27 protein-coding genes are annotated in these 24,654 nt (G+C 67.0%); 15 read left to right on the top strand and 12 right to left on the bottom strand.

The genetic code is table 11. The features are described 5' to 3' along the window. The first annotated feature begins 175 nt into the window (after window positions 1–175). Both ACWGO6_RS07745 and ACWGO6_RS07740 read left to right on the top strand, forming a co-directional pair. Complete coding sequence (locus tag ACWGO6_RS07745; RefSeq protein ID WP_452326366.1) at window positions 176–3,379, top strand: glycosyl hydrolase family 95 catalytic domain-containing protein; 3,204 nt, start codon at window positions 176–178, stop codon at window positions 3,377–3,379. A gap of 103 nt (window positions 3,380–3,482) precedes the next feature. Next, window positions 3,483–4,916 (top strand): MFS transporter, encoded by a 1,434-nt coding sequence (locus ACWGO6_RS07740; RefSeq protein ID WP_205820301.1) that lies wholly within the window; start codon window positions 3,483–3,485, stop codon window positions 4,914–4,916. A 403-nt stretch (window positions 4,917–5,319) separates the two neighbouring features. On the opposite strand, the gene purB is transcribed toward ACWGO6_RS07740, so the two are convergent. Both purB and ACWGO6_RS07730 read right to left on the bottom strand, forming a co-directional pair. Further along, entirely contained in the window at window positions 5,320–6,702 is a 1,383-nt protein-coding gene (gene purB / locus ACWGO6_RS07735) for an adenylosuccinate lyase (protein WP_452326528.1), read from the bottom strand. Then, window positions 6,699–7,238, bottom strand: a complete 540-nt coding sequence (locus ACWGO6_RS07730) for a low molecular weight protein-tyrosine-phosphatase (protein ID WP_205820302.1) — start codon at window positions 7,236–7,238, stop codon at window positions 6,699–6,701. Before ACWGO6_RS07730 ends, purB begins: the two co-directional genes overlap by 4 nt. A 147-nt stretch (window positions 7,239–7,385) precedes the next feature. Between ACWGO6_RS07730 and ACWGO6_RS07725 the strand changes: the two genes are divergently transcribed. The 4 genes from ACWGO6_RS07725 to vapC are packed head-to-tail and all read left to right on the top strand — an operon-like array spanning window position 7,386 to window position 9,590. Further along, window positions 7,386–7,649, top strand: a complete 264-nt coding sequence (locus ACWGO6_RS07725; RefSeq protein WP_452326365.1) for a hypothetical protein — start codon at window positions 7,386–7,388, stop codon at window positions 7,647–7,649. Further along, a complete protein-coding gene (locus tag ACWGO6_RS07720) occupies window positions 7,646–8,935 on the top strand; it encodes a hypothetical protein (RefSeq protein WP_452326364.1) in 1,290 nt (429 codons plus the stop codon). Before ACWGO6_RS07725 ends, ACWGO6_RS07720 begins: the two co-directional genes overlap by 4 nt. A 38-nt stretch (window positions 8,936–8,973) precedes the next feature. Continuing rightward, complete coding sequence (locus ACWGO6_RS07715; RefSeq protein WP_452326363.1) at window positions 8,974–9,192, top strand: type II toxin-antitoxin system VapB family antitoxin; 219 nt, start codon at window positions 8,974–8,976, stop codon at window positions 9,190–9,192. After that, window positions 9,189–9,590 (top strand): type II toxin-antitoxin system VapC family toxin, encoded by a 402-nt coding sequence (gene vapC / locus ACWGO6_RS07710; protein ID WP_452326362.1) that lies wholly within the window; start codon window positions 9,189–9,191, stop codon window positions 9,588–9,590. Before ACWGO6_RS07715 ends, vapC begins: the two co-directional genes overlap by 4 nt. A 9-nt stretch (window positions 9,591–9,599) precedes the next feature. On the opposite strand, the gene ACWGO6_RS07705 is transcribed toward vapC, so the two are convergent. Genes ACWGO6_RS07705 through ACWGO6_RS07695 form a run of 3 tightly spaced genes read right to left on the bottom strand, consistent with a single transcriptional unit; the run spans window position 9,600 to window position 10,667 of the window. Then, window positions 9,600–10,004 carry a phage holin family protein gene (locus ACWGO6_RS07705; RefSeq protein ID WP_136041909.1) on the bottom strand — a complete coding sequence of 135 codons (405 nt, stop codon included), beginning with the start codon at window positions 10,002–10,004 and terminating at the stop codon, window positions 9,600–9,602. 34 nt (window positions 10,005–10,038) lie between these two features. Beyond that, window positions 10,039–10,422, bottom strand: coding sequence for a type II toxin-antitoxin system death-on-curing family toxin (locus ACWGO6_RS07700; RefSeq protein WP_452326361.1), 384 nt, complete (start codon window positions 10,420–10,422; stop codon window positions 10,039–10,041). Further along, window positions 10,419–10,667: a CopG family ribbon-helix-helix protein gene (locus ACWGO6_RS07695; RefSeq protein WP_452326360.1), complete on the bottom strand. Its 249-nt coding sequence runs from the start codon at window positions 10,665–10,667 to the stop codon at window positions 10,419–10,421. Before ACWGO6_RS07695 ends, ACWGO6_RS07700 begins: the two co-directional genes overlap by 4 nt. A 31-nt stretch (window positions 10,668–10,698) precedes the next feature. Between ACWGO6_RS07695 and ACWGO6_RS07690 the strand changes: the two genes are divergently transcribed. The 5 genes from ACWGO6_RS07690 (at window position 10,699) to ACWGO6_RS07670 (ending at window position 15,761) form a co-directional block, all read left to right on the top strand. Next, entirely contained in the window at window positions 10,699–11,766 is a 1,068-nt protein-coding gene (locus ACWGO6_RS07690) for a histidinol-phosphate transaminase (RefSeq protein ID WP_452326359.1), read from the top strand. A gap of 105 nt (window positions 11,767–11,871) precedes the next feature. Further along, complete coding sequence (locus ACWGO6_RS07685) at window positions 11,872–12,999, top strand: thiamine pyrophosphate-dependent dehydrogenase E1 component subunit alpha (protein WP_452326358.1); 1,128 nt, start codon at window positions 11,872–11,874, stop codon at window positions 12,997–12,999. Next, window positions 12,996–13,976, top strand: a complete 981-nt coding sequence (locus tag ACWGO6_RS07680) for an alpha-ketoacid dehydrogenase subunit beta (protein WP_136041914.1) — start codon at window positions 12,996–12,998, stop codon at window positions 13,974–13,976. Before ACWGO6_RS07685 ends, ACWGO6_RS07680 begins: the two co-directional genes overlap by 4 nt. A 28-nt stretch (window positions 13,977–14,004) precedes the next feature. Next, entirely contained in the window at window positions 14,005–15,357 is a 1,353-nt protein-coding gene (locus ACWGO6_RS07675) for a dihydrolipoamide acetyltransferase family protein (RefSeq protein WP_452326357.1), read from the top strand. A gap of 128 nt (window positions 15,358–15,485) precedes the next feature. Continuing rightward, entirely contained in the window at window positions 15,486–15,761 is a 276-nt protein-coding gene (locus ACWGO6_RS07670; RefSeq protein ID WP_400847647.1) for a helix-turn-helix domain-containing protein, read from the top strand. Window positions 15,762–16,082: 321 nt separating this feature from the next. On the opposite strand, the gene ACWGO6_RS07665 is transcribed toward ACWGO6_RS07670, so the two are convergent. After that, window positions 16,083–16,793 carry a DUF6338 family protein gene (locus tag ACWGO6_RS07665; protein WP_452326356.1) on the bottom strand — a complete coding sequence of 237 codons (711 nt, stop codon included), beginning with the start codon at window positions 16,791–16,793 and terminating at the stop codon, window positions 16,083–16,085. Between the two features lie 174 nt (window positions 16,794–16,967). Here ACWGO6_RS07665 and ACWGO6_RS07660 point away from each other — a divergent pair, with 174 nt between their 5' ends. Next, window positions 16,968–17,747: a hypothetical protein gene (locus ACWGO6_RS07660; RefSeq protein WP_452326355.1), complete on the top strand. Its 780-nt coding sequence runs from the start codon at window positions 16,968–16,970 to the stop codon at window positions 17,745–17,747. Further along, a complete protein-coding gene (locus tag ACWGO6_RS07655) occupies window positions 17,744–18,874 on the top strand; it encodes an XRE family transcriptional regulator (RefSeq protein WP_452326354.1) in 1,131 nt (376 codons plus the stop codon). The genes ACWGO6_RS07660 and ACWGO6_RS07655 overlap by 4 nt, the downstream gene beginning before the upstream one ends. 22 nt (window positions 18,875–18,896) lie before the next feature. Here the strand turns inward: ACWGO6_RS07655 and ACWGO6_RS07650 are convergent, their stop codons facing one another. Both ACWGO6_RS07650 and ACWGO6_RS07645 read right to left on the bottom strand, forming a co-directional pair. After that, complete coding sequence (locus tag ACWGO6_RS07650; RefSeq protein WP_452326353.1) at window positions 18,897–19,613, bottom strand: hypothetical protein; 717 nt, start codon at window positions 19,611–19,613, stop codon at window positions 18,897–18,899. Continuing rightward, window positions 19,610–20,014, bottom strand: a complete 405-nt coding sequence (locus tag ACWGO6_RS07645; RefSeq protein ID WP_452326352.1) for a hypothetical protein — start codon at window positions 20,012–20,014, stop codon at window positions 19,610–19,612. The genes ACWGO6_RS07650 and ACWGO6_RS07645 overlap by 4 nt, the downstream gene beginning before the upstream one ends. A gap of 483 nt (window positions 20,015–20,497) precedes the next feature. Here ACWGO6_RS07645 and ACWGO6_RS07640 point away from each other — a divergent pair, with 483 nt between their 5' ends. Next, complete coding sequence (locus ACWGO6_RS07640; RefSeq protein ID WP_452326351.1) at window positions 20,498–20,944, top strand: hypothetical protein; 447 nt, start codon at window positions 20,498–20,500, stop codon at window positions 20,942–20,944. Between the two features lie 32 nt (window positions 20,945–20,976). Here ACWGO6_RS07640 and ACWGO6_RS07635 read toward each other — a convergent pair whose 3' ends face one another. Together ACWGO6_RS07635 and ACWGO6_RS07630 are read right to left on the bottom strand one after the other, a co-directional pair. Next, on the bottom strand, window positions 20,977–21,201 hold the full coding sequence (locus tag ACWGO6_RS07635; RefSeq protein ID WP_400847623.1) for a DUF2188 domain-containing protein: 225 nt from the start codon (window positions 21,199–21,201) through the stop codon (window positions 20,977–20,979). Between the two features lie 74 nt (window positions 21,202–21,275). After that, entirely contained in the window at window positions 21,276–21,485 is a 210-nt protein-coding gene (locus tag ACWGO6_RS07630) for a hypothetical protein (RefSeq protein WP_452326350.1), read from the bottom strand. A gap of 62 nt (window positions 21,486–21,547) precedes the next feature. Between ACWGO6_RS07630 and ACWGO6_RS07625 the strand changes: the two genes are divergently transcribed. Then, complete coding sequence (locus tag ACWGO6_RS07625) at window positions 21,548–22,846, top strand: RES domain-containing protein (protein ID WP_452326349.1); 1,299 nt, start codon at window positions 21,548–21,550, stop codon at window positions 22,844–22,846. A gap of 370 nt (window positions 22,847–23,216) precedes the next feature. Here ACWGO6_RS07625 and ACWGO6_RS07620 read toward each other — a convergent pair whose 3' ends face one another. Next, window positions 23,217–23,597 carry a hypothetical protein gene (locus ACWGO6_RS07620; RefSeq protein ID WP_452326348.1) on the bottom strand — a complete coding sequence of 127 codons (381 nt, stop codon included), beginning with the start codon at window positions 23,595–23,597 and terminating at the stop codon, window positions 23,217–23,219. Continuing rightward, the gene (locus ACWGO6_RS07615) at window positions 23,594–24,601 is read right to left on the bottom strand and encodes a metallophosphoesterase (RefSeq protein WP_452326347.1); all 1,008 of its coding nucleotides are present in this window, start codon (window positions 24,599–24,601) and stop codon (window positions 23,594–23,596) included. Before ACWGO6_RS07615 ends, ACWGO6_RS07620 begins: the two co-directional genes overlap by 4 nt. Window positions 24,602–24,654 lie beyond the last annotated feature (53 nt).

Here is a 24,654-nt window from a genome sequence, read left to right as displayed (position 1 = left end):
ATTAAAGCATGATCCGAACCCGCTCATCGGCGGTACTTTCGGCTGCCCCTCTGGCCGATCGTCTCTAGACATCCGATGTCTGGTGTCGCACACTGGCTCCTGTCGCGTCCCGCAGCAGTGACCGGCGGGACCGCACGGCACCAGATGATCAACGATGCTCCGGAGGTTTGCTGTGATGATGGACCCCATTTCCCGCCGACAGGCTCTACAGGTGGGCGGCCTCGCCCTCCTCGCCCCGCTCGTCCCTCAGTTCCTTGCGGCTCGGCCCGCCGGCGCGAGTGGAATCTCGGCTCAGGCGCCTCTGCGCGGGGTTGCCGACCGCGCGATCCCGCGACCGCAGCTGTCGCCGTACGCGCTCTGGTACGGGACGCCGGCGACGAACTGGGAGACGCAGGCGCTCCCGATCGGCAACGCCAGACTTGGCGCGAAGCTGTTCGGCAACCCCGATGCGGAGGTCATCCAGTTCAGCGAACAGAGCCTGTGGGGCGGTGTCAACGACTACGACAACGCCCTCGCCGGACAGCCCGACGGCGCATACGACACCAGCGTCACCGGGTTCGGCTCCTTCCGCGACTTCGGAGAGGTGACGGTGGCGTTCGGCGCCCGCAGCAAGGTCTCGTCCCCCGGCGGGCCCTACGAGGTCTCGGGTGGGGAGACCGTCGAGAAGACCTTCGACGGGAACCCGTCGACCAAGTGGTGCCTGATCGCACCGCCGGCCGAGGTGATCTGGCAGGCTGACCTCGCCGAGCCGGTGGCGGTGTCGTCGTATGCGCTCACGAGTGCCAACGATGTCCCGACACGCGACCCGCAGGACTGGCGGGTCGAAGGATCCGCCGACGGGACGACCTGGATCACCCTCGACACCCGCGCCGAGGCGCCTTTCCCGCAGCGGCTCCTCACCAAGAGCTTCACGTTCGCCAACACCACGGCCTACGCGCACTATCGGATCGTCTTCGCGCCCAAGGCGGGTGTCAGTCACTTCCAGGTGGGTGAGATCGCTCTCGGCGGCGTCGACCTCGCGCAGGGCAGTGCGGTCTATGTCTCCTCCCCGAGCGGCCATGCCGACTCCCTCGTCGGCAGCATCGACGCCGACCCGACCACCGTGTGGGCGGTTCCGGCCGCCGGATCCGGGGCGGTGTGGCAGGTCGAGCTCGGGGCGAAGCGCGTGCTCGGCGGATACGTGCTCACGAGCGCGCCGGATGCTCCGGACCAGGATCCGCGGGACTGGGTCGTCTCCGGTTCGGACGACGGCCTCGACTGGAAGACGCTCGACACCCGCTCCGGGGAGACGTTCCCGCAGCGCGGCACCGGTCGGGCCTTCTCGTTCGCGAACTCCACCGCCTTCGCGATGTACCGCATCTCGTTCTCGGCGCCGGGCGCGATCCGCATCGGTGGCATCGCCTTCACCGGGAGCGGCTTCAGCACGGCAGGGGCCAAGGCGGTCGTCGACTACCGTCGTGCGCTCGACATCGCCGACGGCACCCACAGCACGCACTTCGCGACGGCACAGGGCACCGTGCTGCGTGAGGCCTTCGCGAGTCGGGATGCCGACCTCATCGCGGTGCGGTTCACGACCGATCGGCCCGGCGCGCTCACCGCCCTGATCACGATGACCTCGAAGCAGGAAGGCGTCGCGACCGCGGTGGACGCGACCGGCCGACGGCTGAGCTTCTCCGGCACGATGGCGAACGACCTCACACATGCCGCCGTCGTGCGCATCGCGGAGACCGACGGCGAGGTGGTCGCGGCGGAGAGCGGACTGCAGATCTCCGGTGCCGCATCGATCACGCTGCTGCTCGACGCACGCACCGACTACCGGCTGAGCGCCGCCCACGGCTGGCGCGGCGCCGCCCCGCAGCCGGCGATCGAGAAGGCGCTGTCCGCGGCATCCTCCCGATCCTGGAAGAAACTCCGCTCAGCGCACGTCGAACAGGTCAAGAGCCTCATGCAGCGCGCGAAGGTCGAGTGGGGTCTGACCGACGACGCTGTGCTGGCCCTGCCGATGGACCGCCGACTGCTCCGTTACGGGAAGGGCGAGGCCGACCCGACCCTCGAGCAGACGCTGTACGCCTACGGCCGCTACCTGCTCCTCAGCTCGTCGAAGCCCGGCGGGCTGCCCGCGAATCTCCAGGGACTGTGGAACAACAGCAACCAGCCGGCGTGGGCCAGCGATTATCACACGAACATCAACATCCAGATGAACTACTGGGGGGCCGAGACCGCCGACCTCCCGGAGTCGCACGAGGCGCTCGCCGCCTTCATCCGCGAGGTGGCGGTGCCCAGCAGGATCGCCACGCGGAACGCGTTCGGGACGGATGTGCGCGGGTGGACGGCGCGGACCTCGCAGAGCATCTTCGGCGGCAACGCCTGGGAGTGGAACACGATCGCCAGCGCCTGGTATGCGCAGCACCTCTACGAGCACTGGGCGTTCACGCAGGACAAGAAGTACCTGCGCGACCTCGCTTACCCGCTCATCAAGGAGATCTGCCAGTTCTGGGAGGACCAGCTCAAGGAGCTCCCGGACGGCACACTGGTCGCACCGATGGGTTGGTCTCCCGAGCACGGCCCTCGCGAAGACGGCGTGATGCACGACCAGCAGATCATCTGGGATCTGTTCCAGAACTACCTCGAGTGCGCGGAAGCACTCGGCGTCGACAAGAAGTACCGACGGACCGTCGCCGACATGCAGGAGCGGCTCGCGCCGAACCGGATCGGACGCTGGGGGCAGCTGCAGGAATGGCAGACCGACCGGGATGACCCGAACGACATCCACCGGCACACCTCGCATCTGTTCGCCGTGTACCCGGGGCGCCAGATCACCCCGGAGACCCCCGACTTCTCTGCAGCGGCCCTGGTCTCGCTGAAGGCGCGCTGCGGCGAGAAGGACGGGGTGCCGTTCACCGCCGCCACCGTCTCCGGCGACAGCCGTCGCTCGTGGACCTGGCCGTGGCGCGCCGGCCTCTTCGCCCGCCTCGGAGACGCCGAGCGGGCCGGGATCATGGTCCGCGGGCTGCTCACCTACAACACGCTGCAGAACCTGTGGGCGAATCATCCGCCCTTCCAATTGGACGGCAACTTCGGCATCGTCGGCGCGATCGTCGAGATGCTGGTGCAGAGTCACGGCGAAGTCATTCGTCTGCTTCCCGCGCTTCCGGCGGACTGGTCGGCGACAGGGTCGTTCGAGGGGCTCCGCGCACGCGGCGGCTACCGCGTCGACTGCGAGTGGCGCGACGGGAAGGTCGTGACCTACGACGTCGTCGCCGACCGGGCGCCGAGCATGAGCAACGTGATCGTGGTCGTGAACGGGCAGCGCCGCAAGGTGAAGCCGGGCAACCCGAAGAACGGAAAGCCGATGCGCGACCTCGGCCCGGCCGACTGAGCACGCGTCGACGACGCTGTGTCGCGGTGCCGGCGTCTTCGGGCGTCGGCACCGCTGCCCGCGGATCCGGAATAGAGCCGCGGCGGATCGGCTTGTCCCTGAAGTGACTGCCTCCGTCGACCGCGCCTCCATCGGACTCCGGTCGCCGAGAGGCCCCATCCTCGGTGCGCTGATGCTCGCGACCGGGCTGATCGCGATCGACGCGACTATCCTCGCGACCGCGGTGCCCAGCATCGTCCGCGATCTCGGCAGCTATCAGCAGTTCCCGTGGCTCTTCTCGGTGTATCTGCTGGCGCAGGCCGTGAGCGTCCCCATCTACTCGCGGTTCGCCGACACGGTCGGCCGCAAACCGATCATCCTGCTCGGCATCGCACTCTTCCTGCTCGGGTCGATCCTCTGCGGCTTCGCGTGGAGCATGCCGGCGCTGATCGTGTTCCGCATCATCCAGGGACTCGGCGCCGGCGCCGTCGCACCGATGGCCATGACGATCGTCGGTGACATCTACACGGTCGCCGAGCGCGCCAAGGTGCAGGGTTACATCGCGAGCGTGTGGGCGATCTCGTCCGTCGTCGGGCCGGCGCTCGGCGGTGTCTTCGCGCAGCTCGACGCGTGGCGCTGGATCTTCTGGGTCAACATCCCGCTGTGCCTGATCGCGGCCTGGATGCTGCAGCTCAAGTACAAGGAGCAGAAGCAGACAGAGCGCCACCGGATCGACTACGCGGGAGCCGTGCTGCTCACCGTCGGGTTGACCGGCCTGATCCTCGGGATGCTCGAGGGCGGCAATGCCTGGGCGTGGATCTCCGTGCAGAGCGCGCTGTGCTTCGGGATCGGCATCGTGGCGCTCACGCTGTTCGCGATGGTCGAGCGCCGCGTCGCGGAGCCCATCGTCGACCTCCGCCTTGCGGCCAGACCGCTGATCCTGACCACCACCCTCGTCTCGCTCGGGGTGGGGGCGCTCATGATCGGCGTCACGAGCTTCGCGCCCGCCTACCTCGAGGGCTCACTGGGCATCGCGCCGCTGCTGTCGGGCCTCGCGGTCGCGGCGTTGACGCTCGGGTGGCCGATCGCCGCAGCGAACGTCGGACGCCTGTATCTGCGCATCGGGTTCCGCCGCACCACTCTGATCGGGATGAGCATCGCCGCGGTCGCCGCGATCGTCCTCGCGTCGGTGTCGTCGTGGCCGAACCCCTGGGTGCTGTCGCTCATCGCGTTCGTCCTCGGGTTCGGACTGGGGTGGAGCGCCGCGCCGACCCTGATCGCGGCCCAGTCCTCGGTGGGCTGGGGCGAGCGCGGAGCCGTGACCGGCATGAACGCGTTCGCGCGGTCAGCGGGCAGCGCCGTGGGCGTCGCGGTGTTCGGGGCGATCTCGAACGCGGCCATCGCCCAGGGCGCCGGGCCAGACGATCCGGACACGATCATCCACGCGTCGGTCTGGGTGTTCGTCGCGGTCGCCGTGACCGCCCTGCTCACCCTGCTCGCCGCCGCGTTCATGCCGAAGGACAAGGTCGAGGACCACTCCGGCGAGCCCGCCCCCTAGCCCGCGCTCATCCTGCCCATCCCGCGCCCCGTCCGTCCCACCCCCCCCGTCCGTCCCGCCCCTGTCCCGCGCCGCGGTCGCCCGTCCCATGCCGCGGTCGCCGAGTGCACGGGTTCGTGTCGAGCGCACGGGGAGTTCGCGTGAATACGCCGTCCGCTCGGCAACAACCCGTGCGCTCGGCGGCTCTGCGCGATGCGAATGCCCCGAGCAGGCGCTGGTCTGCCCGCCCCGTCCGCCATCCTCGAGTGCACGGGATCGTGTCGAGTGCACGGGATCCCCGCGTGAATCGGCCGTGCACTCGGCAACAATCCGTGCACTCGGCGACCCTGCGCGGCGCGGGAGTGGCGCGGGGAGCGGCGGGGAGAGGGAGAGAGGGAGAGTGGGAGGGGGAGGGGGAGCGGGGCTAGCGGGCGAGGCGCTCGGCGATACCGGTGTACGTGGCGGGGGTCAGAGCGAGGAGGCGCTGCTTCGCGGCATCGCCGATCTCGAGACCCTGCACGAACTCGGCGAGGTCTGCGGCGCCCACCCGGTGACCGCGCGTGAGCTCCTTGAGCAGCGCGTACGGGTCGGTGATCGTGGACCGACCGGCGACCACCTCGGCGCGGATGACGGTCTGGATGGCCTCGGCGAGAACCTCCCAGTTCACGTCGAGGTCGGCCAGCAGCACGTCACGCGAGAGCGAGATGGCGTTCAGGCCACGGCGCAGGTTGTCGAGCGCGAGCAGCGAGTGCCCGAACGCGACGCCGATGTTGCGCTGTGTGGTCGAATCGGTGAGGTCGCGCTGCAGGCGGCTGGTGACGAGGGTCTGACCGAGCGAGGCGAGCAGGGCGCCCGAGATCTCGAGGTTCGCCTCGGCGTTCTCGAAGCGGATCGGGTTGATCTTGTGCGGCATCGTCGACGAGCCGGTGGCGCCGGCGACCGGGATCTGTGCGAAGTAGCCGAGCGAGATGTACGTCCAGATGTCGGTGGCGAGGTTGTGCAGGATGCCGCCGGCGTGACGCACGCGGTCGTAGAGCTCGACCTGCCAGTCGTGCGATTCGATCTGCGTGGTGAGGATGTTGAAGCCGAGCCCGAGACCCTCGATGTACTCGCGGGCGATGGTCGGCCAGTCGGCATCCGGGTCTGCCGCGAGGTGCGCCGACCAGGTGCCGGTCGCGCCGGAGAACTTCGCGAGGTAGTCGGATGCGGCGATCTGGCCGCGCACGCGCTCGAGGCGCCACGCGAAGACCGCGAGCTCCTTGCCCATGGTCGAGGGTGTCGCGGGCTGGCCGTGCGTGCGGGAGAGCATCGCGGCGTCGGCGTGCTCGACCGCGAGTTCGCGCAGCTTCGCGATCACGGTGTCGAGGGCCGGCAGCCAGACTTCCTCCACGGCGCGCTTCACGGTGAGCGCGTAGGAGGCGGAGTTGATGTCCTCGCTGGTGGCGGCGAAGTGCGTGAGTTCGGCGATGCCGTCGAGCCCGAGCGTCGAGAGCCGATCGCGCACGAGGTACTCGATGGCCTTCACGTCGTGCTGGGTGACGGCTTCCTTCTCGGCGAGCCAGTCGATCTCGTCCTGCCCGAAGTCGCGGTACAGCGCACGCAGGCGCTCCTTGTCGGCATCCGACAGCGGGCTCGTCTCGAACAGCGAGCGGTCGGTGAGGGCGATCAGCCACTCCACCTCGACCTCGACCCGTGCGCGGTTGAGCCCTGCCTCGGAGAGGAAGTCGGCGAGACCGGTGACGGCGCCGCGGTAGCGACCGTCGAGGGGGCTCAGGGGCTGCGGCGGGAGCGAAGGCTGGAAAGTCAGGGGAGTCCTCCTGATGAGGCCCCGAAGGTTCGGGGCGAGCGGGGGAGACGAAGAGCAGGTTCGAGCTGGCGGAACAGGCCCTGAGTCGCGGCCTCAATCATACCGAGCACCGAATCGAACATCGCCGCCCCCGCGTAGTACGGGTCGGGGACGTCGTGCGTGGAGGCGTTCGGATCGAACGCCAAGAGGAGCGTGACCTTGCCCTCTTCGTCTTCGTCGTGCGCCCACTCCCGCAGGATGCGCTCGTGGGTGCGGTCGAGGGCGACCACGAGGTCGTTGTCGGCGAAGGCCGCGGCGGTGAACTGGCGGGCCCGATGCCGCGAGCCGTCGTAGCCGCGCCGGGCGAGGGAGTCGATCGTGCGGTCGTCGGCGCGCTCGCCCAGATGCCAGTCGCCGGTGCCGGCGCTGCGCGAGACGATGCGAGAGCCGAGTCCCTGCCGCTCCGCGAGGTCGCGGAAGACGACCTCGGCCATGGGAGAGCGGCAGATGTTCCCCGTGCAGACGAAGATCACGCGGAAGGGATCCGGGGATGTCACACATACATTCTGCCCGCCTCCGCCGATCGTGCACAGCGGAAGTGGTCAGGCGCGCTTCCTCTGCACACTGAAATCCGGCTTTCCTCTCTCCACCGACCGCGGGAATCCGGTCGGTCGCAGTCCCACCGAACGCGGAGGCTGAGGGGCATGTACTCCCTCGCGCACAATCACGCCATCGCCTCCGACGCCAGCTGGGTCTGGATGCTGACCAGTTCCGAAATCGGCACGGCGATCTCGCTGCTCGAAGACGTCGGAGCCATGCTGGTGTCGCTCGTCGATGCGTCGGACTGGCAGTCCGAGGGGTTCCGCGCTCTGCATGAGCGGCTGGCGCGACTGCGCGAAACCTGCGGCGCCGAGATCGGGCATCTTCAGGTGCGTCAGTGGGAGCTGAACGCCGGGGGTGCGGAATGAGCGGGGTGGAGATCGAGCACGGCGGGGTGATCGCCGTCGACACCGAGCAGCTGCGCGATGTCGGGCGCCGGATGCGGACGGTGGCGATGCAGTGCGAGGAGGCTCAGGCCGCGATCGTCCGCGCCGGCGCGCTGCTGGCCACTGAACCCGAGGTCGCCCCGCAGGTCGATATCGGCGCGTTGCACCGCAGCGGGGAAGGCGTCGGCGTGCTGCGGGCGGAGCTCGAGGAGGCCTGTGCCGGCACACTCCTGATGGCGGACGCGTTCGAGGTGGTGGAGCTCCGCGCGCAGGCCGACGCCCTCGCTCTCGCAGACGACGCAGCTGCGAAGACGATCCAGGCGCGAATCGATCGGCTCATCGACGGCGACGCGCGCGTCGGAGTGATGGCCGATTGGCTGGTGGCCGACTGGGTGGGGCGCCGCCACGGAGGTCTGCCCGAGCCGATGGGAGTCTTCGGGATGCTGCCGTCGCTGCTCCTGGCCGGCGGGTTCGCCGGCATCACCTCCTTGCTCGGGAAGGTGCCCGCCGGGACCGTCCTGAAGGGGGTGGCCGACCCGGTGCGCGTGACGCCCACCGCCACGTCGACCCCGGCCGGTGCGCCCAAGGGAGTGGCCGGCGCGCTCACGCGCATGCCGTCGACGAGTGCGCAGGTGGCGGTCGAGAAGTACACGATGGCCGACGGCGCGACCCGGTATGTGACCTACGTCAAAGGCACGCAGAACTCCGTGCCGTGGGAGGCCGGCGAGGAGGACCCGTGGGACATGAAGTCGAACCTGGAGCTCTATCAGGGGCAGCGGTCGGCGTCGTATCAGGCGACCGTCGACGCCCTGGCCGCCGCGGGCGCAGAGCCCGGAGACCGGGTGGATGTGGTCGGGTACTCGCAGGGCGGGATGATCGCGGCGCGCCTCGCGATGGAGAGCGACTACGACGTGGCGATGCAGCTGACCGCGGGCAGTCCCCAGGAGTCCTCACTCGACGACGGCCAAACTCTCATCCAGCTCTCGCACTCGGATGACGTCGTCGCCAGGCTCGCCGCGGGGGGATCGGCCGAGGGGACCGGATCGCCCGACAGCTTCACCGCGTCACGAGAGGTCGACCCGCAGGACGGCCTGTACGACCTGTCGCTGCAGCCGCACGCGCTCGAGGCCTACATCGAGACCGCGCAGCTGGTGGACGCCTCGTCCGATCCGCGTGCCGAGGCGCTCGACGCCTACTGGAGGGAGCTCGGCGACGCCGTCGAGATCGAACGCACCGAGTTCCATGCCGAGCGGGTGCGGAAGCCATGAACGTGGGGGGTGGTGTCTCGGAGGTGTATCGTGCGTGCATGACTCGCACGAACATCGACATCGACGACGATCTCGTCCGTGAGGTCATGCGCAGATACGACCTCTCCACGAAGAAGGAGGCGGTCGATCTCGCGCTCCGCAGGCTGGTCGGCGTGCCCCTGACGAAGGACTTCCTCCTCGGTCTGAAGGGCACGGGATGGAGCGGAGACCTCGACGCGATGCGCGACGATCCGCCGTCCCCGTGGGGCGACGCGTGATCCTCGTCGACGCGTCCGCGTGGATCGCCTACCTTCGCGGCCTCGACGCGCCGGTCGTCGAACGACTCGATGGACTGATCGGCGCGGGCGCGGACATCGCGATCACCGAGCCGGTGGTCATGGAACTGCTTGCCGGGGCGCGGCGACCGCAGGAGCTCGCGAGGGTGGAGGCGCTCGCGAACGGGTTGCCGCTCGCGCCGCTGCGCACGGTCACCGACTTCCGAGATGCGGCAGAGCTCTATCGAGCCTCGGCGGCGAACGGGCACCCGGTCTGCAGCATGGTCGACTGCCTGATCGCCGCCGTCGCGATACGCCGCGACATCCCGCTCCTGCACGCTGACAGGGACTTCGAGTTCCTCGCCGAGATCAGTCCGCTCCGGCTCGACGTCGAGGCGTAGTCGCCGGGCTCAGTCGCGGCGCGAGCGATTCTTCTGCGGGCGGAGGATGAAGCCGAAGATGCCGTTGATCACCGAGATGATGAGCGCGGCGAGCACGCCCCACCAGAAGTCGCCGACCGTCAGGCCCCAGCCGAAGCCGCTCGTGATCCACGCGGTCAGCCACAGCAGGAACCCGTTGATCAGGAAGCCGATCAGGCCGAACGTGATGATGTAGAGCGGGAACGCGACGATCTTCACGACCGTGCCGATGATCGTGTTGACGATGGCGAAGATCGCGGCCACCGCCAGCAGCGTCAGCACGACCTGCAGGGTCTCGCCGGGCGGGAAGGCCCGGATCGTGACCTGGAGGGCGGGGATCAGCGTGACGACCCAGATGGCGAACGCGTTGACGACGACACGGATGATGAAGCGCATAGTCCGACCAGTGTCGCACGGACGCCGGTGAGAGTCAGCCTGCGGCGTCGCTCACGGGAATTCGGTTCGCGCGGATGCGCTGCTCCGACTCGTCGAGATCGATCGCGCCGGAGGCGATGCCGATGACCAGGTCGAATGCGTCATCTGTCGTGAAGCGGTGCTTCCATCCGTTGATCCACAGGAACGCCACGAAGCTCGTCCACGCTGTCCGCTTGTTGCCGTCGAACAGCGGGTGGTTGCGTGCGAGAGATTCGAGGAGCGCTGCGGCCTTTCGATCGATCGTTTCGTAGGCGTCGTCGCCGAACAGTGAAGCCGCGGGTCTCGCGAGGGCCGAAGCGAGCAGGCCTGCATCCCGAACGTGAAATCCGAGCCTTTCGACGATCTGGAGACCGTCTTCCAGGGTGAGGTACTCGGTCATGCGTCTTCGAGGCGCTCGAGCAGAACCTTGTCATTGTCGAGAACGAAATCGACCGCAGAGTTCACGAGGGCCGAGCGGCTGGTGCTGTTCGCGAACCGCTCCACAGCTTCGATGATCACCGCATGCTTTGACATGTGCCGCGCACGCGCGATCGCCTCGAGCCGTGCGTCGAGTTCTTCGGGAAGCCGCACCGTCATCGCCATACCAAAATGGTACCACCGCCGATGTCGCGGGACCAGGGCCATCCCCGCCTCCGCCCCCTCGTAGACTCGACCCGTGACCGAGCCGATCCTGCCCCGTATCCGACCCGCCATCGCCGCCCTCGCGCCGTACCGGCAGGGCAAGCAGGCCGGACCCGACGCGTTCAAGCTCTCCAGCAACGAGAACCCGTTCGAGCCGTTGCCGTCGGTGCTCGAAGCTTTGCAGCGCACGACGCCGATCAACCGCTATCCCGACGCCACTGCCGGCCGTCTGCGCGAGCGCCTCGGTGCACGCTACGGCGTCGAGCCCGAGCAGGTGCACGTCGCCTCCGGCAGTGTCTCGATCCTGCACCAGCTGATCCTCGCAACCGCGTCCGTCGGTGACGAGGTCATCTACGCCTGGCGCTCCTTCGAGGCGTACCCGAGCCTTCCGCTGGTCGCCGGTGCGACCGGGGTCCAGGTGCCGCTCACCGCCGACTCCCGCCACGACCTCGACGCGATGGCGGATGCCGTCACCGAGCGCACCCGCGCGATCATCCTCTGCACCCCGAACAATCCGACCGGGCCGATCATCACCTCGGCGGAGTTCGCTGCCTTCGTCGAACGCGTCCAGAGCGACATCCTGATCATCCTCGACGAGGCGTACGCCGAGTTCGTGACGGCGCCGGATGCCGTCGACGGCCTCGCCGAGCGCGTGTTCGAGCAGCACCCGAACGTGGTGGTGCTGCGCACCTTCTCGAAGGCCTACGGTCTCGCCGGCCTCCGCGTCGGGTACGCGATCGGTCACGAGAAGGTGCTGGATGCCGCACGCACCACGGGCATCCCGCTCTCGGTCACGTCCGCCGCCGAGAACGCCGCCATCGCGAGCCTCGACGCCGAACCGGAACTCCTCGAGCGCGTGGCTGTGATCGTCGAGCGGCGCGGGCGCCTGGTGGAGGGGCTTCGCGCGCAGGGGTGGGACGTCCCGGACTCCCAGTCGAATTTCGTGTGGCTGCCGACCGGTGAGCGCACCGACGAGGTGGCTGCTGCCTTCGTCGAGAACGACCTCATCGTGCGTCCGTTCTCGGGCGACGGCATCCGCATCTCGGTCGGCGAGGAAGCCTCCCTCGACCGCGTGCTCGAGGTCGCCGCCTCGGTTCGCTGATCCGCGCTCGCCGCGGCATTCCGCGGTTTTCTCCGGCTTCCGGGCAGTTACAAGGGGCCCCTAGGTATGCGTGACCGGGCATGCCGACGCGGGTAGCGTGAGAGCGTGACCACCCCCGAGACCCCCCTTGTGAGCGTTCTGGATGAGACCGGACGGTTCGCGCCGTCCGCCGCCGCCGAGCGATATCTTCCCCTGATCGAGGCGATCGGCGATGCGGAGCTCGAGCAGTTCTACCGCGACATGGTCGTCATCCGCGCGATCGACACCCAGGCCACGAACCTGCAGCGGCAGGGGCAGCTCGCCCTGTGGCCGCCGAGCCGTGGACAGGAGGCGGCGCAGGTCGGCTCCGGTCGTGCCGCTCGCGCGCAGGACACGATCTTCCCCTCGTACCGCGAGCACGCGGTGACGCGCATCCGCGGCGTCGACCCGGTCGACATCATCAAGCTGATGCGCGGCGTCTCGCACGGCGGATGGGATCCGACCGACCCGAAGAACGGCAACACGCGTCTCTACACGCTCGTGCTCGGATCGCAGGTGCTGCACGCGGCCGGCTACGGGATGGGTCTCGCGTTCGACGGTCGCACGGGCACCGGTGATGCGGACCGCGATGAGGCCGTGATCGTCTACTACGGCGACGGCGCCTCCAGCCAGGGCGACGTGCACGAGGCGATGGTCTTCGCCGCGAGCTACCAGGCGCCGACCGTCTTCTTCCTGCAGAACAACCATTGGGCGATCTCTGTGCCCGTGTCCACGCAGTCGCGCGTCCCGCTCGTGCAACGCAGCGCCGGCTACGGCATCCCGAGCGTCCGGGTCGACGGCAACGACGTGCTCGCCAGCTACGCCGTCTCCCGAGTCGCGCTCGATGATGCCCGCAGCGGCAAGGGCCCCCAGGCGATCGAGGCCGTGACCTACCGACTCGGCGCGCACACCACGAGCGACGACCCGACGAAGTACCGCGGCAGCGACGAGGAGCAGTACTGGGCCGGCCGCGATCCGATCGTCCGGATGCGCGCCTTCCTCGAGGGGCGTGGAGCATCGGCGCAGCTGTTCGCCGACGTCGAGGCCGAGGCAGCGGATGCCGCGGAGGACCTTCGCGCCCGCAGCGTCGAGCTCGGACCCCCCAGCGTCGACAAGATGTTCGACCACGTGTACAGCGAACCGCATCCGCTGATCGACCAGCAGAAGGCCTGGCACGCGCAGTACGAGGCGTCCTTCGAAGGAGAAGCCCGATGACCCTCGAGACGATGCCGCTCAGCAAGGCCCTGAACGCGGGCATGCGCAAGGCGATGGAGAACGACCCGAAGGTCCTGCTCATGGGCGAGGACATCGGCAAGCTCGGCGGCGTCTTCCGCGTGACCGAGCACCTGCAGCGGGACTTCGGCGACCGCCGGGTGCTCGACACCCCGCTCGCCGAGTCCGGGATCGTCGGCACCGCCATCGGCATGGCGATGGTCGGATACCGCCCGGTCATCGAGATCCAGTTCGACGGTTTCGTGTTCCCGGCGTTCGACCAGATCACCACGCAGCTCGCGAAGCTCACCAACCGGCACGAGGGCGCGCTCAGCATGCCGATCGTGATCCGCATCCCCTACGGCGGGCACATCGGCGCGGTCGAGCATCACCAGGAGAGCCCGGAGGCGTACTTCGCGCATACTCCCGGCCTGCGCGTGGTCTCGCCGTCGACGCCCAACGACGCCTACTGGATGATCCAGGAGGCCATCGCCTCGAACGACCCCGTGATCTTCATGGAGCCGAAGAGCCGGTACTGGCAGAAGGGCGAGGTCGAGCTCGACTCCTCCGCCGTCCCGCTGCACTCCTCGCGCGTGGTCCGCACCGGGAGCGATGTGACCCTCGTCGGTCACGGCGCGATGGTCACCACGCTGCTGCAGGCGGCCGCGCTCGCCGAGGCCGAGGGCACGAGCTGTGAGGTCGTCGACGTGCGCTCGCTCTCTCCGGTCGACTACGAGCCCATCCTCGACTCCATCCGCAAGACCGGACGCATGGTCTACGCGCAGGAGGCCCAGGGCTTCGGGAGCATCGGCGGCGAGATCGCGGCCACCGTCATGGAGCGCGCGTTCTATGCGCTCGAGGCTCCGGTGCTGCGCGTCTCCGGCTACGACACCCCGTTCCCGCCGGCGAAGCTCGAGGGCGCATATCTCCCGGATGCGGACCGCATCCTCGAAGCCGTCGACCGTTCACTGGCCTACTGACATCCCCGCTCGGCCGAAAGGACTCGTCATGAGCACGCAGAACTTCAACCTCCCCGATGTCGGAGAGGGCCTGACCGAGGCGGAGATCGTCGCCTGGAAGGTCGCCCCCGGTGACACGGTCGCGATCAACGACGTCATCTGCGAGATCGAGACGGCCAAGTCGCTCGTCGAGCTGCCGTCGCCGCACGCGGGCGTCGTCGGCGAGCTGCTCGCCGAGGAGGGCGCGACGGTCGAGGTCGGGTCGCCGATCATCACCTTCGTGACCGATGCTCGTGACGATGCAGGGCCCGGGGTCGTCACCACGGCCGAGGCCCCCGCGCCGGAAGAGGGCGGCGGCTCGGTGCTCGTCGGGTACGGCACGGGCGGCGGTGCGACCTCGCGCCGTAAGCGTCCGGCCGAGCGCCCGGTCCGCTCCTCGGTGGGCGTGATCGCCAAGCCGCCGATCCGCAAGCTCGCCCGTGACCTCGGCGTCGACCTCACCGCAGTCGCCGCGACCGGCGCCGACGGCGAGGTCACCCGTGACGACGTCGTCAAGCACGCATCCCAGGCCAGCGTCTTCCGCAACATCGAGACCCCGGAGTGGGGCGACGTCCGCGAGGAGACGGTGCCCGCGCCGCAGGCCGCTCCCGCCGGACTCGCGCGCGGTCTCACCGCGACCCGTCCCTCGGCAGCCGGCGACGACCGCACCGAGTCCATCCCGGTCAAGGGTGTGCGCAAGGCCACGTCCTCGGCCATGGTGCAGAGCGCGTACTCGGCCCCGCACGTGACGGTGTGGAAGGAGGTCGACGCCAGCCGCACGATGGAGCTCGTGAAGCGACTCAAGGCCTCGCCCGACTACGCCGACATCAAGGTGTCGCCGCTGCTCATCGTGGCCCGCGCCGTGATCTGGGCGGCCCGTCGCACGCCGATGGTGAACGCCGCCTGGATCGAGACGGACGCCGGCGCCGAGATCGCCGTGCGCCACTACGTGAACCTCGGTATCGCCGCCGCCACCCCGCGCGGCCTGCTCGTGCCGAACATCAAGGACGCGCAGGACCTGAGCATGAAGGACCTGGCACGGGCGCTGAACCGCCTGACGCTCACGGCGCGCGAGGGCAAGACGCCGCCGGCCGATCAGCAGGGCGGCACGATCACGATCACGAACATCGGCGTGTTCGGGATGGATGCCGGCACCCCGATCATCAACCCCGGCGAGGCCGGCATCGTGGCGATGGGCACCATCAGCCAGAAGCCGTGGGTCGTCGACGGCGAGGTGCGTCCGCGCTGGGTGACCACGGTCGCCGGATCCTTCGACCATCGCGTGATCGACGGCGACGGCATGAGCCGCTTCATCGCCGACGTGGCATCCGTGCTGGAGGAGCCTGCGCTGCTGGTGGAGTGATATGAGATGACCTTGAACCCGCGCCAGTGGAGCCTCCAAGTTGCTCCTGAAAACCAGATCTGCTCCAGATCCGGTAGTTGCTCCATGGGATCACTGGGATCGCCACCAGACGCCACAGGAGGGCGCTGATGTCAGAACGAGTTCCTCGTAAGCCGCCCGCGGCTCTCGTGGATCAGTGGCCGGACACGCCGACCTCCGATCCAGCTGGTGAGGCTGTGAGACGCTTCGTAGTCAACCTTCGCGAAGCACTCGGAGATCGAAGCGTACGAGCCGTGGCACGCGATGCGGGCTTGGACGAGCGCACCATCCGGCACGTGATGGCCGGATCCGTCTGGCCCGACCTCTTGACGGTGTCGCGACTTGAACACGTTCTCGGCGTGAACCTGTATCCCGGGGCCAATTAGCTGCGCTTCGCCCCCGAGTCACCTGCGGTTCCCTTTGGCCCTTGCGTTGGAGGCTTGGCGGGCTGGTTCGGCTTCATCATGGTGGGCTTTGCGCCGAACTGACCGTCACTCTTCGGCGGACGGCGCTGCTGAGGATCGTTAGCCATGGCTTCTACTTCTTGGAAGCGCCGGAGTCGCCGGCTCCACCGGACGGTCCGCTCGACGGAGGCTTGACTGCCTGGTTAGGGTTGCTGCCGTTCGTCGGCTTTGCGCCTTCACCACCGCGGCGGGGCGAGCTGCCTTTCGAGAACGGCTCTGATTGGCGACCTTTGTCGGGCATAGCTATCCCTCTTCCTTCTGTGGTGGAGCTGCAATCCACTCCACGTGGCAATCGTCGGTGATGGGAACCCATACGCCGAGCGAGTCGTGAATGGGTTCCAGGAACTGCCCCCGTTTGCCCATGCGCCATTGATGCGCGATGAAGATGTCCCTCTCATACGGATACGTGCTCACGTACCCTTCGACATCGAACCATCCACCTACGTAGACGCCGGAGCTGGTCTTCACCCGGACAAATCGCGGTGTCTCGGCGCCGTACGCCGACAGGTCCCATGCCCTGGGCAGACTCTGGTTTCGATTCACGCGACGTCGCTTGCGGGTGACCTTGCCGTCGTCGTCCACCTTCGTGATGAGTCGGCTCCAGCTCATCAGTGCGGCTACGCCACCCGGGATAACCACGAGCAGCACAACGGTGACGAGCCCGATCCACCATGCGGGTGTATCTCGCCACCCATCGTTGACCCAGCGTTCGAACGATCCGAGCGTGACCATCCCGGTCCACTCGCTCGCGAGTCCGAATACAGCGAGTCCCAGTCCCACGTAGACGATGACGAAGATCGCGCTCACGTAGAGGGCCTCGAGAATACGAGAACCCGCTCCATAGTCCGGGGTCCGCCACCCGACGTACCAGGTGCGGACACTTACGAAGCTGACCCCCGGCACCAGCATGGCGATGAAGATCAGCACCTGCGGCAACGACTCGGGCACGGTCACAGCGTCAGGGTACACGCGACCAGCGACGTTGGGCCTCAAGGTCATCGACGCCCTTGAGTTGACGCGCAGCGTCGGGGAACGCTGGGCCTTCTCCAGTGGAGATCTCGCCGATTGCACGCAACTGGTTGCCGATATCGACACAATTACTGGATACGGGTGTACTCTGACCTTGTGATGAACCGAGATGACGTCCTAGAAGCCCTCCACGGCACCAACGCTGTCGCTGGCCTCTCCTGGGCCTTTGGCGTCGCATGCGAGCAGATCCTTGAAGACTTCACCCGAGGCTCCGGCTACGGGGCACTCACTGCTGGTGTCGGCCGTTACGAGGTGCTCGCGAACCGGCTCGACCGTGTCTTCTCTTGCGGTGACTACTCAGTCGACGCAGGCATGGAGTCCACCGGACTGGACTTCCTGTTCGAGGGGCTTTCTGAAAGGGCCCGCACGACGATGCCCCTCATCCCGGCAGGCGTCGTGACTCGCTCCAACCTCAACGGGAGCAACGGTTGGAGTGTCGGAGGTTTTCGGTTCATCACCCACGCCTTCGAAGTCGGAGAGCGAGCCAAGCTCGACTGGACTCGTGCGACCCCCACCGTGAGAGCCGTGTCGCGCCAGATGCCCGGGGTGTTTGTCCCCTCCACGCTGCTCGACCAGATTCTGCCGGCCGATGAGCGAGAAGAACTCGCCGCGCAAGACGCGCTCCCCGTCATCGGGATGCCCACCTATGTCCTCGGCCATGCACTGAATCTCGCGACGTTCGAGCGGGAGCTCATCATCGGGCATTCCCGGTACAACGACGATCTCGGTAACCCCTGGCACTGGGCAGAGCCGCTGAGCGGCGGCGTTGACGGAGACCCCATCGCCCGCCCGAAGCCCGGGTCAGTTCCGCCTCGTGTCGACGAGCCCGACGTCGCGGTTCGTCTGCGCCCGGCCGCCGCGTCGGAGAACACCAAGTGACGCTCTTCGCACCAGAACGACTCACCCTGGCGCGCCAGCTCGAAGGTCTCCGTAAGAGTGAGCTGGCAGCGCAGATCGGCAAGAGCTCGACGGCGCTTGCTGCCTGGGAATCGGGGGCGAAGCGTCCGACGCCGGCAAACGTTGCTGAGCTCGCCATGAGCCTGGGCGTGACCCCGGACTTTTTCAGTCCTCGGGGTGCGTCCAGACAACATGAAACCGCTGTTCCTCACTTTCGCTCTCTTCGCTCCACGAGCCAGCGCGCCCGCGACCAGGCGTTCGCGTTCGGGCTTCTTGCCGTCGACATCGCCGAGGCGGTGGAGAAGCACGTCGAGTTCCCCGAAGTGAACGTTCCATCCTTCGAGGTGTCATTCGATGATGAGGTCGATGCGCCGGAGGAAGCAGCTCGCCGTCTGCGACGCGAGTGGGGCCTGGAGGCATGCCCGCTGAAGCATCTGGTCCGCCTCCTCGAGTCCCACGGTGTTCTTGTCGTGTTTAGTCCGCCGCAGACCTCGGCGGTGGATGCGTACTCGTTCGAGTCCACCGAGCGGCCGGTGGTTGTCCTCAACCCGACGAAGCGTGACTACTACCGTCAGCGGTTCGATGTGGCTCATGAGCTCGGGCATCTCATCATGCACCGGGATGCGGAACCGGGAGGTCGAGTCGTCGAAGAACAGGCCAACAGGTTCGCCGCTGAGTTCTTGATGCCGGAGGATGAACTTCGGCCGCTACTTCCTACCGCGATGAACTCGCGCGCCTGGGACACACTCGGGGCGCTGAAGGAACAGTGGGGTGTCAGCATTCAGGCCCTGCTGTTCCGCGCTCGGCGACTTGGATCCATCAGCGATGTGACCTACCGGAATGCAGTCATCACACTGACGCAGCGTGGTTGGCGGCGTCAGGAACCTGGTCTCATCAGTGCGACGGAGCAGCCTTCGATGCTGCCTCGGTCGGTTGAGCTGCTGGATTCCGCTGGCATCGAACGTGAGTCACTCATCGACCAGGCTCGCGCCCCGCGCGACCTCTTCGAGGTTGTTGTCGCGCGAACGCCTTCGGCTGCGGGGAGTGCACCGTCGGAGGCTGTGCGGCCGTCGAATGTAATCCCACTGCTCACCGGCTCACGCACGTAGGCGGCGCGCGGGGCGCCGAGGGCTATACCCCCGGCGGGAGCTGGATCTCTGGATCGCTGTGTTCCTTCGCGGTGAACTCTCCACCGTGCCCGCCGATGGAACCCTGTGGCCGTCGACCTTGGTTCGCGTTCTGTCGAGGCAGCGGGGTGGGGCGGGGAGGCTCCGTGCCCGCCATCTTCGCGGCGTAGAGCGAAGCTCGCCTCAGCGCCTGGGCTGCTTCCAGGCGAACGTCCTCGCGTCCTGTGGTGAGAGTCATGCTGTCTTCGCCGAAGACGGAGTATGCGAGTTCGACAATCTCGTCGGGGTCCGTGATCTTCATGTCCAAGAGGAGGCGGCTGATGTCGCTCTGGTCCTTCTGGCGCGCCGCTGCGATCTTCATGGCCAGGAGTACTCGCTTGGAGGCAACGGCAACGCGGTGGCCGCCGACGTGTGTCACCAGCGCGTCGCTGTCGTCGGCTGGGTCGAACGCGATGAACCCCGCGGCATGTGTGTTGACCCAGTCCGGGTGCAGGCCGAGTTCGTCCGCCATCGCCTGAGCCTCTGCGAGTACTTCCGCGCGTGGCTGGAAGAACCCATCCACGTCAGGGGTCAGTTCGTTCCGGCCCAGCTGGATGGCAATGGCTGCACCGCCGATGATGTACGCGTCTACATCGATCTCACGCGCGGCGAGTCGATCCAGCAGGATCTCGAAGTAGCCGGCCAACTCGTCAGCGGTCAGCAGCTGTTTGGGAATGCTCACAGGATCCTCAGGTCGCGGTCGCGGAGCAAAAGCCCCTTGGCGAGGAACATGGGAGGAGTCTGCCTGCGGATGTACTCGCGATACTCGGGCAGAGGGTCAGGGTCCTGGTCCCAGACCCATTCCACGCTGAGCGGGGGGACTTCGTCCATCCATGTGGCGGGAGGGAGACCATGGGTCTTGAGTGCGTAGGCGAGTCCGACCGCGAGAAGGGTGTCGTAGCGCGCGTCGCCAGTGCTCCCCGGGCGGGCGAGGGCTTCGGCGGGGATCTCTCCGGATGCGTTGATGACGCGACCGAACAGCTCCGTGATGAGGCGGTCGGCGGCCTCGATGTTGTTCTGCCCCAGCGCGGTCCGGATCGCCGCGGCGGTGTTCGGAGCAGTGGGGAAACGTCGTTCAGACATCTCGTGCCTTCCTTTCCTCGGTAGTCTTTCACTCCTATGCGCGGTCCATCCGAATCTCAAGGACAGCGGCGATGGTGGTCGGGGGTCGCCCGAGCGATCTGCCATGGTCGTCGCTCACGCCAGGATGACTATGCGGTTGAACCCGAATCCTCGGATGCCGCCGTCGCCGATAGCGCGAAGGATCGCGTCGTCGCTCACGCCGAGCTGCGAGAGTCTGCCGACTACAAGGCGCAGATCACTCGCCTCGAACGTGTCACACGAGCCCTTATCGACATCATCCGCATGTCGTGGGCGGAGTCGAGTCGGAGCGCTCCGATAGTCGACGGACTGCTGCTGTACACATCGACTGACGACACCCTCGAGTCTGTCGTCGCCATCCTTGATCTCGTGAAGGTCGGGGTCCATAACGCTGCCCGACGAGAACTGCGCTACCTCATAGAGTCATCGGTCAAGCATGTGTATGTGGACCAGCAGCTTCCTGATGTGAAGACGCACAGCCGGGAGGACCGGATCGCTTACCTCGCTTCCGCCGTGCCCCGTTCGTCCATCGACGTCGTGAAGCAGGTCGATGTGCTCTTCGGCAAGCCGGACGACCTGTCGAACTACCAGAACGATGTGAAGTCTCTCTGGTCTCGGATGAGCGGGTACGTCCACCCATCCGTGGCTCAAACGTCACAGCGACTGCAGCGGGCAGAGCGCGGCGCCTTCATCGGCTTCGAGGACGTGAAGGCTCTCCGCCAGATCGTCGACGACATCGTGAAGGCCTACGACATGCTCGGGGTCATGTGGCTGACCGGTGCCGGACCGTCGGCCGCCGGCGACATCCTCACCGCGTTCGAGACGCCGGACTGGGCATTCGCCAGGACGAAATGGCTTCCGGCGATGTCCCGCTACTACGACTACAAGAGCGAACGGAAGAAGTCGACCTAGAGCTTCGCCGTGCGCTCACTCGTCCAGCGGGGTCAGCCCCTGCTGGACTCGGGGTCGTTGCCGTAGGAGTTCTGCTGAGTGACCGCGCCATCGGTGCGGGTGATTCGGTGCTCGACCTTTCGCTCGCGCGCCATGTCGCGTCCAACGGCCGACTGTTCGGCCTTCGTTCCGCCGACGTGCGCGGCGCGGGAGCTGCCGTCCACCTTCGACTTCCACTGACCGTCTTCGTAGTACGTCCGGATGTCTCCGTTTGCCATTGCTGATCCTTCTCGAAGGCCGGCCTCGTTGCCGACATCGTCAGTACTAGCACCAGGCACCGACATCGACGACCTCAGTCGTCGTCGACGACGGTCACGGCGTTCCCCCAGACCCAGCAACGGAACACCCGCTCTTCTGCATAGAACTCGATCCCCGCGGTGAGTGGTGTCGACCTCGCGAGCTTCGCGTTCACGCGGATCGTATCTGCCCCGAAATGCACCCAGGCACGAACCGCCCGGTACGGCTGCGGGTAGGTGGTCAAGGGGAGTTGGGTGTGGCTCACGCTTGCCGGTTCAAGCGAAGAGTGCGTCGGATCCGATCCGAGTCCCTGGATAGCATCAGGTCGTGAGAGAACAAGAAGGCCTCACGTACCTGGCCGAAACCATCTGTGTTGAGCATCTAACCGATCCAGGGCTCACGTCGTCTGTAGCGTCCAGCGTCGAGGAACGAGAGTGCAGCTACTGCGGTCGACAGGTCGACGAAGGCGAGGCGCCGTTCGCGGTCTCGATGAACGTCGTCGGAGGGATTGTGTTCGACACCGTAACCTGGCTCTTCACTGAAGGAGAGGACGGTGAGCCTGAGTATTTTGGTGACTACTACTTCGAGGCGTATGACACCGACGTGGTCGTGGACACGGTTCTCGCAGGAGCGCTCGATGACAAGGTCGCGGCAAAGGTCATAGCCGATATCAGCAATGCCATAGCCTCGCCCACCAAGTGGGCGGACGCTCAGCTCCACGACGAGTTCCTCTTCTCGTGGGACAGCTTCGCTGACACCGTCAAGCACCGGTCACGATTCGTCTACATCGGGGCGGAAGAACGAAAAGGGCGGGAGAACGAGCCTCCTGCGCGAGTGTCTCAGTTCCTCGAGGGGCTAGACGCCTTCGTGCATGACGACATGCTCAGCGAGTTCGCTCCCGGAGACTACCTGTACCGCGCGCGTATGGTCGATGACGGCTTCGGTTTCATCGAACGCGCGCGGAGTGACCCAGCAAAGCACCTCGGACCAGCTCCAGCAGGCAAAGCATCTGCGGGACGTCTGAACCCTGAGGGCGTCGGGTTGTTCTACGGTGCAACAACAGCGGAGCTGGCAGTAAAGGAGACAGCGCTCCATAGTCAGTTTGACGACGCGGTCGTCGGAGGCTTTCAGGTGAAGCGTCGACTCACGATTCTTGATTTCACCAAACGTCCGAGCCTCCCGAGCGTTTTCGACGAATCTCACCGCAGGCAGTATGTGTACGCGACCTTCGCCGACGACTTCGTCGAACGACTTACTCAGTCCGTGCGCCTTACAGGAGCGGAGCGCGTCGAGTACGTCGTGACCCAGGTCATCTCGGAGTACTTCCGCTGGGCCCCGAAGCGCAGGCTTGACGGCATCGCGTGGGGCAGCCATCTTGTTGACGAGGAAGAAGGCGGGAAGAACGTCCTCGTCTGGGCGAGCGCGGATGATGTTCAATCTGACCCGCCCGCGAAGGACGACCTCAGGGCCTCGCGACTATGGAACCGCTCGTTCGAGACGCCCGTGCCGACGCTAACTCTCGCTCGTCGGGACGTGACCGCCTACACGGCGAAGCGGTCGGTGAAGGCACTCTACGCCGGGATCCCGGGTGACGATGACCCGGACCCAATGTTCATGTCGGCATAATGACGAGAGCGCGAAGGTACCGCGATCTCGCCACCTGACTCACGGTGACCGCGTCACACTCCACTGATGACGGTCGCGCCAGCGGCGTGTGCGGTAACAACGGCTGCCGAGTCCGCAGCGCCATCCGTGACCAAGATCGCGGCAGCGCTGAGAGGCGCGATGTTCAGCACCTTGGTTGGCATTGGATCTGGAGTTTTCTGAGATCCGCTGAAAAGGGCCCTGATCTGACGCAGGGTATGACGTGAGAAACAGTCGCGGAGAACACATCCCCGGCCACGCAGTCTGTGAGCTGCTGGGCGGCCGCGACGCCCGCAGGAGGGCTACCTCGCGCCGGGGCCCGTGTTCACCCCCTGAAAACTACAGAGAGACTTCAGCTGCTCCACGACCAGGCGTCATGACGTGCATCGCGCAGCGCCTCCTCGAGGCGGCCTTCGTAGAGCAGTGTGATGTTGCGGGGTGGATCCTTGTCGGGCAACGCGACGTTCAACCACTGCGCCCACGTCCATCTGCCCGCGGTCCCGGTCTCGAGAACACGGAGGACGTCCTGCAGCCCGTCGACGATCTTCCCGCCCTGGAACTGGAACGACGGGAATAGGTCCACGTCGTCGTCGGTGGTCAGCATGAGGAGGCGGAGATCCTTGCTGGCATCAAGTACCTCGTTCTCGGTCCAACCGAGGGCGCCGGCCATGCTAGCCACGGTGAAGCAGGGCCCGACGACCTTGGCCCACGGGTTCGGTTGCGTCTCGGTCATGGCCTCTCGTCGGGGTTGCGGGTGTGGCGTCGGCGGACGTCTTCGAGGATCTCGTCGAGGCTGCGGAGTCCGTCGATGTAGTCCTGGGCATCGCGGAGGGCCCGAGGTGTGGGCTTGAGCCCGTCCGGGACTCCTGAGTACAAGGACTCGGCAACGCTACTCGCACGCTGCTCTCGAGTGCGACGAGAACCGTCGTCGTCGTTGGCGTATCCGCGGAGGGTCGCCAGGCTCGGCGTGGTCATCCTCAGGGTGCGCATGTCGAGGATCGTGAGATTCCCCTCGTGACCTTCACGCCCGAGACTCGCCACCCGCCGGCCGTCCTCAGTCATGCCGCCCGCAGCGACGTGCATGTGACCATGCGCAAGCAGCTCGGGGCGCACCGCATCCCAGACCTGGCCGACCCGCGCGCGCGAAGCTGCGGACGCCTCCAGCGCCGCCTTGGTGAACCAGTGCGGGTTCGAGCGGAGAATCTCCCGGACCGCGCGCACAGGAGTACCGGCGGGCGACTCATGGGTGAGCATGAGGTCTGCGGGGCCGCCCGCCTCGGCCGCCTTAACACTCTCGTCACTGACGGCTTCCTCAGGCCACCAGGTCACCCCTTCGGTCCTCGACTCACGGTCGACAGACGATGCGCCTCCGAGCGAGAGAACACTCCGGTCGCCGATGGACAGACGAGCGGGTCTCGGCAGGATCCAGGTCAGGCGCGACACGCGAACGGCTGCGCCCGGATGCTTGTCGAGCAGCGGCACGAGCTTCCCATACGGTTCGTGGTTTCCCAACGTAACGAGGATCCGCTCGACGCCGGTGTCGGCGAAAGCGTCATCGACGTCATCGCCGTTCATCCAGAAGTCCCCGAGGTGCAGGATCGTTGTCACATCAGGGGCGAGACGCGGCAGCGCGCGACCAATCATCCGCGCCCAGCCAGCGTTGCCATGCCAGTCTCCGCAGACTGCGACACGCGCGTCAGGTAGCACGATGCGGTCAGTGTGCTCGCGTGCCTTCATCGGGCGCTTCCTCTCGCGTAGCGGTGTGCTTCTGCCGGCCTACGGTGGCTAGC

Source organism: Microbacterium sp. NPDC055665 (assembly GCF_053618035.1).
The sequence above is the reverse complement of the archived record's forward strand: the minus strand, read 5'-3'. Positions and strand labels throughout refer to the sequence as shown.

Excerpts from the sequence above, each read along its gene's own strand:
- ACWGO6_RS07680 (WP_136041914.1), top strand. The coding sequence starts at position 12,996 with ATGACCCTCGAGACGATGCCGCTCAGCAAGGCCCTGAACGCGGGCATG.
- ACWGO6_RS07660 (WP_452326355.1), top strand. The coding sequence starts at position 16,968 with ATGAACCGAGATGACGTCCTAGAAGCCCTCCACGGCACCAACGCTGTC.
- ACWGO6_RS07645 (WP_452326352.1), bottom strand. The coding sequence starts at position 20,014 with ATGTCTGAACGACGTTTCCCCACTGCTCCGAACACCGCCGCGGCGATC.
- ACWGO6_RS07700 (WP_452326361.1), bottom strand. The coding sequence starts at position 10,422 with ATGACCGAGTACCTCACCCTGGAAGACGGTCTCCAGATCGTCGAAAGG.
- ACWGO6_RS07670 (WP_400847647.1), top strand. The coding sequence starts at position 15,486 with ATGTCAGAACGAGTTCCTCGTAAGCCGCCCGCGGCTCTCGTGGATCAG.
- ACWGO6_RS07695 (WP_452326360.1), bottom strand. The coding sequence starts at position 10,667 with ATGGCCCTGGTCCCGCGACATCGGCGGTGGTACCATTTTGGTATGGCG.
- ACWGO6_RS07725 (WP_452326365.1), top strand. The coding sequence starts at position 7,386 with ATGTACTCCCTCGCGCACAATCACGCCATCGCCTCCGACGCCAGCTGG.
- ACWGO6_RS07715 (WP_452326363.1), top strand. The coding sequence starts at position 8,974 with ATGACTCGCACGAACATCGACATCGACGACGATCTCGTCCGTGAGGTC.
- ACWGO6_RS07620 (WP_452326348.1), bottom strand. The coding sequence starts at position 23,597 with ATGACCGAGACGCAACCGAACCCGTGGGCCAAGGTCGTCGGGCCCTGC.
- ACWGO6_RS07720 (WP_452326364.1), top strand. The coding sequence starts at position 7,646 with ATGAGCGGGGTGGAGATCGAGCACGGCGGGGTGATCGCCGTCGACACC.
- ACWGO6_RS07615 (WP_452326347.1), bottom strand. The coding sequence starts at position 24,601 with ATGAAGGCACGCGAGCACACTGACCGCATCGTGCTACCTGACGCGCGT.
- ACWGO6_RS07635 (WP_400847623.1), bottom strand. The coding sequence starts at position 21,201 with ATGGCAAACGGAGACATCCGGACGTACTACGAAGACGGTCAGTGGAAG.
- ACWGO6_RS07745 (WP_452326366.1), top strand. The coding sequence starts at position 176 with ATGATGGACCCCATTTCCCGCCGACAGGCTCTACAGGTGGGCGGCCTC.
- ACWGO6_RS07675 (WP_452326357.1), top strand. The coding sequence starts at position 14,005 with ATGAGCACGCAGAACTTCAACCTCCCCGATGTCGGAGAGGGCCTGACC.
- ACWGO6_RS07705 (WP_136041909.1), bottom strand. The coding sequence starts at position 10,004 with ATGCGCTTCATCATCCGTGTCGTCGTCAACGCGTTCGCCATCTGGGTC.